Origin of the sequence: Ornithinibacillus sp. FSL M8-0202 (genome assembly GCF_037975285.1) — a bacterium.
Lineage (GTDB): Bacteria > Bacillota > Bacilli > Bacillales > Amphibacillaceae > Ornithinibacillus > Ornithinibacillus massiliensis.
In genome coordinates, this window is sequence record NZ_CP150248.1 from 1,247,496 (window position 1) to 1,260,350 (window position 12,855).

General features: G+C 37.0%; 9 protein-coding genes and 1 pseudogene. All 10 read right to left on the reverse strand.

The features are described 5' to 3' along the window. Window positions 1-86: 86 nt before the first annotated feature. The 10 genes and pseudogenes from rlmD to MKY78_RS06495 all read right to left on the reverse strand — a co-directional run bounded on the left by rlmD (window position 87) and on the right by MKY78_RS06495 (window position 12,621). The gene (gene rlmD, locus MKY78_RS06450; RefSeq protein ID WP_339217025.1) at window positions 87-1,463 is read right to left on the reverse strand and encodes a 23S rRNA (uracil(1939)-C(5))-methyltransferase RlmD; all 1,377 of its coding nucleotides are present in this window, start codon (window positions 1,461-1,463) and stop codon (window positions 87-89) included. 78 nt (window positions 1,464-1,541) lie between these two features. Continuing rightward, on the reverse strand, window positions 1,542-2,456 hold the full coding sequence (locus MKY78_RS06455; protein ID WP_339217026.1) for a diacylglycerol kinase: 915 nt from the start codon (window positions 2,454-2,456) through the stop codon (window positions 1,542-1,544). Between the two features lie 243 nt (window positions 2,457-2,699). Continuing rightward, entirely contained in the window at window positions 2,700-4,727 is a 2,028-nt protein-coding gene (locus MKY78_RS06460) for a methyl-accepting chemotaxis protein (protein ID WP_339217027.1), read from the reverse strand. A 401-nt stretch (window positions 4,728-5,128) separates the two neighbouring features. After that, on the reverse strand, window positions 5,129-6,412 hold the full coding sequence (locus MKY78_RS06465; RefSeq protein WP_186871525.1) for an IS110 family transposase: 1,284 nt from the start codon (window positions 6,410-6,412) through the stop codon (window positions 5,129-5,131). A 312-nt stretch (window positions 6,413-6,724) separates the two neighbouring features. Continuing rightward, entirely contained in the window at window positions 6,725-8,155 is a 1,431-nt protein-coding gene (gatB, locus tag MKY78_RS06470) for an Asp-tRNA(Asn)/Glu-tRNA(Gln) amidotransferase subunit GatB (RefSeq protein ID WP_339217028.1), read from the reverse strand. Further along, the gene (gatA, locus tag MKY78_RS06475; RefSeq protein WP_339217029.1) at window positions 8,155-9,621 is read right to left on the reverse strand and encodes an Asp-tRNA(Asn)/Glu-tRNA(Gln) amidotransferase subunit GatA; all 1,467 of its coding nucleotides are present in this window, start codon (window positions 9,619-9,621) and stop codon (window positions 8,155-8,157) included. Before gatA ends, gatB begins: the two co-directional genes overlap by 1 nt. Window positions 9,622-9,633: 12 nt before the next feature. Continuing rightward, entirely contained in the window at window positions 9,634-9,924 is a 291-nt protein-coding gene (gatC, locus tag MKY78_RS06480; RefSeq protein ID WP_339217030.1) for an Asp-tRNA(Asn)/Glu-tRNA(Gln) amidotransferase subunit GatC, read from the reverse strand. Window positions 9,925-10,181: 257 nt separating this feature from the next. Then, window positions 10,182-10,751: pseudogene (locus MKY78_RS06485) on the reverse strand (sodium:proline symporter); the annotation flags it as partial. A 427-nt stretch (window positions 10,752-11,178) separates the two neighbouring features. Then, the gene (locus tag MKY78_RS06490; protein WP_339217031.1) at window positions 11,179-11,334 is read right to left on the reverse strand and encodes a hypothetical protein; all 156 of its coding nucleotides are present in this window, start codon (window positions 11,332-11,334) and stop codon (window positions 11,179-11,181) included. 18 nt (window positions 11,335-11,352) lie between these two features. Further along, on the reverse strand, window positions 11,353-12,621 hold the full coding sequence (locus tag MKY78_RS06495) for a helix-turn-helix domain-containing protein (RefSeq protein WP_339217032.1): 1,269 nt from the start codon (window positions 12,619-12,621) through the stop codon (window positions 11,353-11,355). Between the last annotated feature and the right edge of the window lie 234 nt (window positions 12,622-12,855).

Below are 12,855 nucleotides of genomic sequence, written 5' to 3' on the forward strand. Positions count from 1 at the left end.
ATTGAAATAAGCAAATGTTTATTACTACGGAATTGGTGTTGGGAGTAGCAAGAGTTTATTTTGGTTGTCAGGTGTTTATTCGTGATCTACAACCGCTTCTCCAACCAAACCACACTCTCAATATGCATACTCTGTGGAAACATATCTACAGGCTGAACTTCCTTTGTTTCGTAACCACCCTCTTCCAAAACACGTAAATCCCGTGCTAAGGTAGACGGATTACAGGACACATAAACAATCCGCTTCGGTCCCATTTCAATCATGGCATTTAACAATCCTTCATCACAGCCTTTGCGAGGTGGGTCGACAACAATTACATCTGGTTTAAGCCCTTCTTCCTTCCATTTTGGCATTACTTCTTCGGCAGTACCAACTACAAATTCGGTATTGGTCATGCCATTTAATTTCGCATTCACTCGTGCGTCTTCTATCGCTTCAGGTACAACTTCTACCCCATATACTTTCTTTGCTTTTTGCGCTAAGAATAGAGAAATTGTTCCAATACCACAATAGGCATCAATTACAGTATCTTCTTCACCTATTGCAGCGTATTCTAACGCCTTTTCGTAAAGTCTTTTCGTCTGAGTAGGGTTGACCTGATAGAACGACTTAGCCGAAATCGCAAAGCGAATCGAACCGATAGAATCGTAAATATACTCTTGTCCCCAAAGAACCTTCGTTTTCTCGCCAAGAATCACATTGGTTCGCGCTGGATTAATATTATGAATGATCGACTTCACATTAGGATATGTTTCTGTTAGTTCACGAATGAACTCCTTTGCATGGGGAAGCTCCTTCGTTCTTGTAATGATGACAACCATCGTTTCCTTTGTTTCTTGACCAGTTCGAACCATAATATGTCTTAGTACACCTGTATGACTTTTTTCATCATATGCCTCAATACCGACTCTATTGGCAATCCTTCTAACTGCTTCAACCATACGATCATTCAAGTCCTCTTGTACAATACAGGTATCCATATCTTCAATAATCTGGTGGCTGCGCATCTGATAGAATCCTGTTATTAATTCGCCGTCTTTTTCCCCAACTGGAATTGCTACTTTATTTCGATAGCGCCAAGGATCTTCCATTCCAATGGTTGGATGAACAGGTACATGTTCGAGATGGGCTATTTTACGCATCACGTTTTTAACTTGTTGTTGTTTCATCGATAGCTGAAGGTTATAACTCATGTGTTGAATTTGACATCCACCACATTTATAAAACACATCACATGGTGGCTCTACACGCTCAGGGCTTGGATTCTTCACTTCTAAAAGCTTACCAAAACCAAAGTTCTTATTAACCTTTACTACTTTTACAATTGCCTCTTCTCCAGGCAAGCCATAAGGTACAAATAATGGATACCCTTCGATTTTTCCAACACCATTTCCTTCATGGGTTAAATCCTCAAAACGAATCGTTACCGTTTCATTCTTTTTTACAGGAACTTGTTTTGCCATATATGTATCTTCCTTTACGTTCTATTGTTGAATTCTATCTTATCAGCTTGACACGGAATAAACAAAGGAGACTACCTATTATTCAGTAGTCTCCCTATTTAAATAGGATTCTGGTACAAAGAACTCAATATGTTGCTGGAGATTGTAGAATTCACCTGGTAGTAAGCCGCCATATTCCCCATCAATATTGAGCTGCATTTTATCCTCTGGAACAACCTTTACATGCTTAGCCTTCGTATAAATCACGTGACTATCCTCTAAATGGGCTCCCCTTAGTGCTAAGCTAGCGATCCGTACAAATTCAGCAAGATTAGTCTTCCGCAAAATTAACAAGTCAAAATAGCCATCATTTAGACAAGCGTCCGGTGCCAGTTTTTCAAATCCACCTACCGAGTTTGTATTCGAAATTAAGAATAGCATAATATCCTCTTCAATCTTATTTCCATCATACTCTATCTTAACAGGAGCAGGCTTTAAAAACGGAAGCATCTCAATTCCTTTTACATAATAGGCTAGTTGACCTAACATTGTTTTTAGTTTACTTGGTACATCATAAGTTAGTTCTGTCAGTTTTCCGCCACCAGCTATATTTATAAAGTATTGACTATTTACTTTTCCAATATCTAGAAGCATTGTTTTATCCTCGATAATCACATCCACTGCCTTTTGAATACTATCACGAGGAATGGTTAACGCTCTGGCAAAATCATTCGTCGTACCTACCGGGATAACGCCCAATTTTGGTCGATATTCCTGCTCAGCTAGTCCATTTATAACCTCATTTATTGTACCGTCTCCACCAGCAGCTATGACAATATCATACTTTCGCTCAACCGCTAGTCTAGCTGCATTTGTTGCATCACCTTCACCGGTTGTAGCATGTGCTGATGCTTCATACCCCGCTAATTCCAATTTTTCTAGAACGGCAGGCAATTCTTTCTTAAAAGCCTCTCTTCCAGAAGTTGGATTATAGATTATACGGGCCCTCTTCATCATACATGTCCCCTCTCCAATGCTACTTTACATTATGCATTAAATATCTATATTAGTATCTCTTTTCGTATTTGGATAATTTTACATGCATTACTATCATAGCCATAATTTATAGTTTTGAAAAGCTTTACGTAAAAATTAGTCTTACAAATAGTTAAATTCTTGCTTTTTAAATAGAAAAATAGACTGCCGAAAATACCCGACAGCCTATCATTATAGATAGTTATATGTCTAACAAACCTCTTAATTTTCTTTATTTGCTAGTTTAAAGTTTTCTACTACTTGTTGAAGCTCCTCTGCGACATTTGTTAACGAAGCTGCAGAGCCTGCGATTTCTTCCATGGATGCTAATTGCTGTTGGGTCGCTGCAGAAACATTTTGTGCTTCATCGGAAATCGCGTCCCCAATTGATGCAACTTCTTGGAATGTATTGTTAAAATGCTCTGTAGCTGAAGATATTTCCTGAATTTCTGAGCTAACACGCATAATTTGATTGGTGATAGTATCTACATAACCAGTAATATTCTTAAATGATGCTCCAGCATTATTGGCAATATCGATTCCTTTATCTACTTCTGTTGTTGCTGTTTCCATAGATTTAACTGTATTAATCGTTTCTGTTTGGATTGTTACGATTACATCTTTAATTTGGTCAGCTGAGTTAGAAGATTGTTCTGCCAGCTTACGAACCTCATCTGCTACAACAGCGAAACCTTTACCATGCTCTCCCGCTCTAGCTGCCTCTATTGCCGCATTTAATGCTAGTAAATTCGTTTGTTCAGAGATATCGGTAATAACGTCAACAATATTACTAATTTGTTCAGATAGTTTTCCAAGGCCTTCAATATTACTAGAAAGCTCATGCGTATTTTGCTTAATGAACTCCATCTGTGTAATAGTTGTACCTAATGCATTATTTCCTTCTGTTACCGCAGACATAGCATCTGTAGCTGTGTTAGAAACATCATTAGAGCTTGATGCGATCTGATAAATAGACTCAGCCATTTCATTTGCTAGTTTAGAGCTTTGTGAAATACTACTATTTTGATTTTCCATACCTTGAGCAACCTCTTGAACCGATGTGGAGATTTGCTCTGTGGCTGATGTGTTTTGTTCAGTGCTTGCATTTAGTTGTTCTGCAGCAGCAGCTAAGCTAATCGATTTATCTCTTACTTGCAGAATAACTTCATTTAAGTTTTCACGCATCTTATTAAACGCTTGCGCCAATGTTCCTAATTCGTCGTTACGTTTTAAATCAATTGTTACACTTAAGTCGCCCTGACTCATTGTATTACTTGCATCGACCAATTGCGTGATTGGTTTAGAAATAGAACGAATAATGAAGACGATGATAATCGCACCTAATAATAACGATACCCCAATGACAATCAAGGTCGTATTTAAGATTGGTTTTGCTCCTTGTACGATTTCACTATTAAACATTGTCCCCACAATTTTCCAACCAGTTAGTTCACTAGTATCAAAGGCTAATTGTTTTTCATCTCCATCTAGATCATAGCTGAACTGCCCGTTGTTAGCTTCAAATAATCGATCGAATAGTGGTTCAGTTGCTTCTGATCCAGCTTCATTGCTAGGGTGTGTAATATATTTTTTCGTTCCGTCTAATAGGAACATATACCCTTCCTCACCAATGGTAACCGAGTTAATAATATCAGTTAGAGCTCCTAGCTCTAGATTTACCCCAACTACTCCATTATTATCCGCTGTCACTTTGGCAATTGTCACAACAATCTCACCAGAGGATGATGATACATATGGGTCTGTTACAACAACATTTCCTCTATCAGCAATAGCCTGCTCGTACCATGGACGTTTTCTCGGATCATAATCTGGGGGATTTTGAAACGATGAAGGCGAATTCATAAATTCCCCTGTTTGTGTCCCAACATAAATTTGTTCGTATACAGCACTCTTAGAATTCTGTATTTCGTCTAATATGTCCCTAGTTCTTTCATCATGATCATTTTTGATATCTGTCGTGATGATGGTATTAGCTAAATAATTCACCACATCCATCTGATCTTGAACAAAGCGATCGACGGTTTGTTTCATGATACTAACATTTTTTTGTGCAGATTCGATCATGTTTTTTTCTACACTACCACTTGAGCTTTGAAAAGAAATCGCCCCTATAGCAATACTTGGAATTAATAAGATAACTAAGAATGAAATAATAAGCCTATTTCGTAAACTTAATGAACGGCCGCTTTTTACCACTTGTGCCTTCTTCTTATGCATTTTACCTTTCAATGTATACCCTCCCTCAATAAAGTTAATTTTTCTTCCAAATACTCGCGTATTCTCAATATTTTATAAACACTAGTTAGTTGACACACCTTATAGATAGTTAAAAATTGAAAGTAATTCAATTTATTTACAGGTTGGGGGCCATCCTATCTGCCAAACTGGTATTGTTTGGAAAACAGTTTTATAACCGTGCTAGGAAATCTCCACACAAATCACGGTCGCTAACCCTCCCATGTCTCTCCGGATCGTATCCATACTTTCCTTCGTCCTGCGTATCCATGAGGTGGAGGTTGGAAATGCTCCTATGCTGGGTCTAATGCCCGAATGGATAATATATACTCCAACTCTGCACTATTGGTGTTTGTATGAGAACTAATAATCGTATTTGATGTGTTTCTAAAGGCTTAAGCAGCCTGTAATGCTTCCTTTTGTGACAATCCTCTTAATAACTTAGATCCATCAAACTCACATTGTCTTTGGCCAATGACAAATAATACACGTAATAACTTACAACACAAGGCAATGAGTGACTGTTGCTTTTTCAATGGTTTTTCAGACCGTGTTGTATAGTGTTGATGCAGGGCTTTAAACGTTGGATTATGGGCAACTAGCGGACGAATAGCTAAATATAGGGCTCTTCGCAAACGACTTCGTCCTCTCTTAGTTATCCGTGTTTGACCTTTAAACTTACCAGAACTATGTTCTCGTAAAGATAGCCCTGCTAAATTGACTAATTGTTGAGGGTGTTTATATTTCGTAATATCCCCTACTTCAGCGAAGAATAGAGCCACGGTTGTGGATCCAAGCCCTGTAATATTCATCATTTGTTTAGCACCAGGTAAAGTCACGACAAGTGATTCTAACTCTTTGTCTAACTCCTCTAACTGTTGCTTATAAAGTTCATATTGATCGAGTAAACAGTCCAACTCGCGTCGGGCAAACTGAATACCAATTTGAATGCCGATACTCTTTTTTGCGACTTCTACTAGCTTTGTTGCTCTTTTAATTCCCACTCCTCGTTTAACGAAGGGCTTCCACTTCATCACCACATCTTCTGGTGACAATTCCTTGATTTGAGACGGAAATGGAAACAGTCGTAATGTACAGTAAGCTGCTTTTCCTTCCCAATCACCAAATACATCAAAGAATTCCGGAAAATAGCGTTGAATATGGTTTTGGATACGCCCTTCAGTGATCATCAGTTGGTTGATAAGTTGATCTCGTAATTTGACGCCTTCTCTTAATTCGGCATAAATGCCATCTAAGAGATTTGGTACAGAGTATCGCCCATCTTTAATCAACTGACCTATCACACGGGCATCTTTCGTATCATTTTTGGTAGGGGAATTATCATCAAGTTCTTTACTTTTCTTTACGTGCATAGGATTTACGACAACAAAATCGTATCCTTTCGCTACTAAAAAGTAAGCTAGACTAAACCAGTAATGGCCAGTAGGCTCGACACCCAGAATGACATAATTTTTGTCATTTTCCTTTCGAAGGTTCTCTGCCCAATTTACTAGTTTTTGAAAGCCATGCATTTTGTTTTCAAAGATCAAGCGTTTCCCGAATTCAACACCTCGGTCGTCTTGAGCACGAGCTACGTGTTTGTCTTTGGCAATATCAATGCCTACAATGAGTGTTGAAGGTGTGATTTGAGAGATTTTTTGATTTTGTGTATAATTCATTATTGAGTCCTCCTTGGTTACTTAAATTAAGGGTCCATTTTTGCTTCGAAGCTTTGGACACCTCGTATGATACCAAGAGGACTCTTTTTGTTTCAATCCTCAAATTTCTTCATTACAGGAATGCTCCTATAGTGATGTATATGCTTTCATAGTGACTATATCGGACTATAGAACCATTTATTAAACTTTTCCGCGATAGTAAAACTAATATGAAAAGTGGAATAATTACATTAGTTTACTTGAATAGTCGTCTTCACAGCAAAAAAGCCTGCAGAATATGCATTCTACAGGCTTAGGAATATATTACCAAGCTTATCGTTTATTCATTTCTTCAATTAAAATCTTATTAACCATTGGTGGATTTGCTTGTCCTTTGGTCGCTTTCATTACTTGTCCAACTAGGAATCCAAGTGCACGGTCTTTACCATTTTTGTAATCAATAATGGATTGTTCGTTTTCATTTAAAATACCTGTAATTACTTCACGTAGTTGGCCTTCATCTGAAATTTGAACAAGACCTTTCGCTTTAACGATTTCCTCTGGGTCTCCACCTTTTTCTACTAGTTCAGCAAAGACTTTCTTTGCAATCTTAGAGGAAATCGTGCCGTTCTCGATTAATTGAATCATTTTCCCTAACGATTCTGGGGTTAAAGCTAAATCGTGTAGCTCCTTGTAGTGCTTGTTCATGTATCCAGATACTTCACCCATTAACCAGTTAGATGCTTGCTTGATATCAGCACCATTTTGAATCGTTTCTTCAAAGAAATCTGCCATTTCTTTTGATCCTGTTAAAACTGCTGCATCATATTCTGGTAATCCTAGCTCTGTGATGTAGCGTTGTTTACGTGCATCTGGGAGCTCAGGAATTTCATTCTTGATACGCTCCTTCCATGCTTCATCAATATAAAGTGGTACTAGGTCTGGTTCTGGGAAGTAACGATAATCATCGGAACCTTCCTTTACACGCATTAAAATGGTTTCTTTCGTCTTCTCATCAAATCGACGTGTTTCTTGAAGGATTTCGCCACCAGATAATAATACTTTTTCTTGTCGTTTTTCTTCAAACTCCAATCCCTTTTGTACGAAAGCAAAAGAGTTCAAGTTTTTTAATTCTGTTTTCGTTCCGAACTTATCTTGACCATATGGTCGAAGCGAAATGTTCGCATCACAACGAAGGGAGCCTTCTTGCATCTTCACATCGGAAACCCCGGTGTACTGAATGATTGTTTTAAGCTTTTCTAGATAAGCATATGCTTCCTCTGGTGTGCGCATATCTGGCTCTGATACAATCTCAATCAGTGGTGTACCTTGTCTGTTAAAGTCAACATAGGAATAACCATCTTCACCGTGGGTTAGCTTACCAGCATCCTCTTCTAAGTGGACACGTGTAATCCCGATTTTCTTTTTCTTGCCGCCTACTTCGATTTCTATCCAACCATGCTCACCAATTGGTTGATCAAATTGGGAGATTTGATATGCCTTTGGGTTATCTGGATAGAAGTAGTTTTTACGGTCAAATTTTGTATGTGTTGCAATTTCACAATTAAGCGCCATTGCAGCCTTCATGGCAAAGTTTACCGCTTCTTCGTTTAACACTGGAAGAACACCAGGATACCCAAGGTCAATTGGGTTCACATTAGTATTCGGTTCTGCTCCAAATGCGTTTGGGCTTGGACTAAAGATTTTTGATTTTGTTTTAAGCTCTACGTGTACTTCTAAACCAATAATCGTTTCAAAATTCATTAGTTTGCACCTCCTATTTGAGGTCGTTTTGTATGATGATCTGTTGCTTGTTCAAATGCATGTGCAGCTCGGAATACAGTACGCTCATCAAAGTGCTTACCGATAATTTGCAACCCAATCGGAAGCCCTTCAGGAGATAAGCCACATGGGATTGAAATTCCTGGTACGCCAGCTAAATTTACTGGAATCGTTAAAATATCATTCGCATACATCGTTAGTGGATCATTAATTTTCTCGCCCACCTTAAATGCTGGTGTTGGCGTTGTAGGTCCAATTACAACATCATACTCTTCGAAAATTTTCTCAAAGTCATTTTTAATTAAGGTACGAACCTTTTGGGCTTTTTTATAATATGCATCATAGTAACCTGAGCTTAGTGCAAAGGTACCTAACATGATACGACGTTTAACCTCTTCACCAAATCCTTCACTACGAGACTTCTTAAACATATCAATCATGTTTTCCGCGTTTTCAGAACGAACCCCATAACGAACTCCGTCAAAGCGGGAAAGGTTTGCAGATGCCTCGGATGAAGATAATAAATAATACGTTGCTACTGCATACTTAGAATGTGGTAATGAAACCTCATCCCATGTTGCACCTAATGATTCATACACCTTTAATGCAGCTAAGACTGCTTCTTTTACTTCCGGGTTTACCCCTTCAGCTAAATATTCTTTTGGTACAGCAATCTTTAAGCCTTTTACATCACCAGTTAATGCTTTTGTATAAGATGGAACTTCTACATTTGCACTAGTAGAATCCATAGGGTCATGACCTGCGATAACTTCTAATACACGTGCATTATCTTCTACTGTTCGAGTTAATGGGCCAATTTGGTCTAAGGAAGATGCAAATGCCACTAGTCCAAAACGAGAAACTAGTCCATATGTAGGCTTCAATCCAACTACTCCACAGAACGCTGCCGGCTGACGAATTGAGCCACCAGTATCCGAACCTAAGGAGAATAGAACCTCTCCTGCTGCTACTGCCGCTGCAGATCCACCACTTGATCCACCTGGTACATAATCTGTATTCCATGGATTACGGGTAGGGGTAAAGCCTGAGTTTTCATTGGATGAACCCATTGCAAATTCGTCCATATTCAGCTTACCAATCGTAACAGATTTCTCTTGATTCAATTTTTCTACTACCGTTGCATCATATAGCGGATCCTCAAAATTACGTAAAAACTGACTTGCACAAGTCGTACGTAGTCCCTTTGTAACGATATTATCCTTAATACCTGCTGGAATACCGAATAATTTAGCAGTAGCATCTGTTTCAGAATCTAGTTCTTTCGCTTTTGCTCTGGCATTTTCTTCATCTAATGTTAGGAAAGCATGAACCTTATCCTCTACTTCATGAATACGTTTATAAGAAGTATCAACAAGGTCACTAACTGTTATTTCTTTGTTATGTAATTTTGCCTCGATTTCTTTAATACTATGGTCAAATAGTGACATGATTTTCCCTCCTTATTCTAAAATTGATGGTACACGGAACTGCCCATCCTGTTGATCTGGTGCATTCTTCAATGCATCTTCTCTTGTAATCCACTGTCTAGGCTCGTCCTTACGCATTACATTTTTCAAGTCTAGTACGTGTGTGGTCGGCTCAATGCCATCTGTATCTATTTCATTTAATTGTTCAGCAAACTTTATGATAGAACTTAATTGTTCCGTAAACATTTCTGCCTCTTGCTCTAAAATTTCAAGACGTGCTAAATTTGCTACGTGCTTTACTTGCTCTTTATTGATTTCTGCCATTTTCCGCACCTCCATATATTTTGTTAAAAAGTAAAGATAGTCTAATCCAGGATGTTGTAGTTCGGTCACCGAGACTAGCAGATTTCTGCATCTATACCGTCACAGGAGCAGGCTCACTTTACTTTTCCTTATATCTAAAAAAACTTCTACAATACTATTGATAATAGCAGAATTTATTAGGTATAGGCAAATATCAGGGATATATTGGAGAAGCCACTCCCCAAAATAACAGGAGTGGCTTTAGAATATACTCTATTTTACTTTAATTGTGCTTGTACTTCATCAAATTCTTTTTTCATTTCAGGACTTGGCTTGCTAAGTAAACTAATAATCACAGCAGCCAATAAATTAAGAATGAAACCAGGTACAATTTCATATAGGTCAAAAATTCCGCCTTCCATATTGCCCCATATTACTACCGTAGCAGCACCTAATACAATCCCTACTAATGCACCCCAACGAGTAATTCCTTTCCAGTACAATGCTAGTATAATAGTTGGTCCAAATGCTGCACCGAAACCAGCCCATGCATACCCAACTAAATCAAGCACTGACGCCTCTGGGTTAATAGCGATAATGGTTGCTACCAAGGCAATTACTACGGTTGCGATTCTTCCTACCCATACAAGTTCTTTTTCTGAAGCTTTCTTGCGAAGAATTGCTTTATAGAAATCCTCTGCCACAGCTGAAGAAGAAACTAGTAATTGCGAGTCAATCGTACTCATAATAGCTGATAAGATTGCTGCTAATAGAATACCAGAAATAACTGGATTAAATAATAATTGAGAGAAGGCAATAAAGATTACCTCATGATTGTCTAGCATTTGCTGTATTCATCAATTAATTCCTCCTTTTGTTCGTAATGAGTGAAATAGTTGAAAATATAATCAGTAAAGGCATAGGCACAAACAACCAGAACCAAGTTAATCCATCAATCTCCATTTTTGTAACCCCTTTCTTTTGGATGGTAGTTTATTGGAATACATATGTAATATATCATTTAATATCTAGCTCTATATCCCAATAAAGGTTCAACTCTTTCATTTATAATAACATAAATTGGTTACATTCCATTAATGAATCGAAATTTTTGTACAATATTCTAAATAATGTTACAATAAGAAAATTGTCGGTTTTTCGTGAAAAACTATGTAAACAAAAAAAGACCTGAGGTAGCTTTCACCACTTCAGGCAAATCTATCATATAGTAATAGGGTAAAAAACATAGATTACTGACAAGCTTAAGTAAATTGATTAATAAGCACTAAACGGCAATACAATAGTTGAGTTTTTTAGTACACTTGGTTCTGATTCACCATGTGTTGCTAAATCTGTTTGTTGATCCTGCATAAAGAAAAATCCTCCCATCAGAAGAGTACCTAGTGCAATTGAAGCAAATAATTTTTTCATATCTTCACCCCTCCTCTCCTATAGATTAACTACTCCCTCATATGTGAGGTTCGCTAGTTTATAGTATTTAACAGAGTCCTTATACCGTCCTACACTTTCGAAGTGCTTTCCTAACATGTTGGAAAATAGTATTAGGTTAACTGAATCCTTCTTCTTTTGTAGATACGGTATAAATTCCTCTGTAACTAACCAAACAAACTTTTCATAGTTACCTTCAATCGCATACATATACGTATGGATTAGATAATCAAATAACTGATAATTAACATTGTTCTTTGGAAGTTCAGCTAATAACACTTTTGCTTTATCTATCGATTGTTTTGCTAAATCGAAATTTTGTATTTTATAGTATTCCTTGATTAAATTAGTCATGCCAATAACTCGTTCATTTAATTGTGTTTCTTCATTATTCACAACATCATTAAAACATTTTATAGCCTCTTTTGAGTCACCAATCGTTGAATAAAGATAGCCAAGATTTTGATTAGTTAATTGAATAATAGGCTTACTCTGATTAAGTTCACCTAAATGTCTAGCCAAGTTGTAATGTTTGATCGCTTTATCATACATTTTAATCCTTCTATAAGATATGCCTAAAATAATATGACACTGCGCACAACGAATAAAATTATAAGCTTTTTGAAAAACATCAATTGCTTTATTTGAGAATTCTATAGCTTCTAATGCATTTAATAGCTTACTATGAGTTACTGCAAAAGCATATTGAAGGTCCGCTAATTCTTCTTGAGATATAACTATATGCTTAAGCTTCTCTTCCGCAATTTTATACATCCTCATTGCTTGGTTGTATTCACCGATTACAGAATTGTAATTCCCTCTAAACTTATACCAGTAATATTGACATAAACTATCAAAAGTACTTGAAACTTCATTTAAACTATTAATTTGCTTTAATGCATTATCAATTTCATCTAGTACTAGATAGTATCTAATTTTATGTATTTCAAACAACATATAACTATCGGAACGAATCATGGTCATTAATTCATTTAACTCATTATACTTTTCCACTATTTCCTTTTTATCATTAACCTCGAAAAGTAAATTAAACCACTGTTCACATTTTTCCTTAACAGTTATATTCTTCTCGCTGTCAAGCTCAATACCAAGTCTAGTACATAGCATGCTCACCACTTCTGGACTTGCCTCTGCACGAAGATTTTCTATCTTAGACAAATAGGACATAGAAACAATTCCTTCTGCTAGTTCTTCTTGAGTCATACCTTGCTTCACTCGCTGTAATTTGATAAAGGAGCCGATTTCCACGTTAAATTCCTCCTACCATTTGCCTCTATTTCTATTTGTTAAATATATAATAGCATATTTTTTGAATTTTCATATTGGGAAAGTTGGGGGTAAAAAGTACTAATAAAGCCCAAAAAACTTTCCTACTTTCCTAAAATGAGGAAAGTAGGAAAGTTATGATGAAAAAATCCAATTCACTTTGACGAATTTTGTCGTTTCTTGTCGTAAAATTATCTTTCCATGTATAGTTTTTTC

Bases quoted from the DNA above. Each gene is read 5' to 3' on its own strand.
- rlmD (WP_339217025.1), bottom strand. From the start codon at position 1,463: ATGGCAAAACAAGTTCCTGTAAAAAAGAATGAAACGGTAACGATTCGT.
- MKY78_RS06455 (WP_339217026.1), bottom strand. From the start codon at position 2,456: ATGAAGAGGGCCCGTATAATCTATAATCCAACTTCTGGAAGAGAGGCT.
- MKY78_RS06465 (WP_186871525.1), bottom strand. From the start codon at position 6,412: ATGAATTATACACAAAATCAAAAAATCTCTCAAATCACACCTTCAACA.
- gatB (WP_339217028.1), bottom strand. From the start codon at position 8,155: ATGAATTTTGAAACGATTATTGGTTTAGAAGTACACGTAGAGCTTAAA.
- gatA (WP_339217029.1), bottom strand. From the start codon at position 9,621: ATGTCACTATTTGACCATAGTATTAAAGAAATCGAGGCAAAATTACAT.
- gatC (WP_339217030.1), bottom strand. From the start codon at position 9,924: ATGGCAGAAATCAATAAAGAGCAAGTAAAGCACGTAGCAAATTTAGCA.
- MKY78_RS06490 (WP_339217031.1), bottom strand. From the start codon at position 11,334: ATGAAAAAATTATTTGCTTCAATTGCACTAGGTACTCTTCTGATGGGA.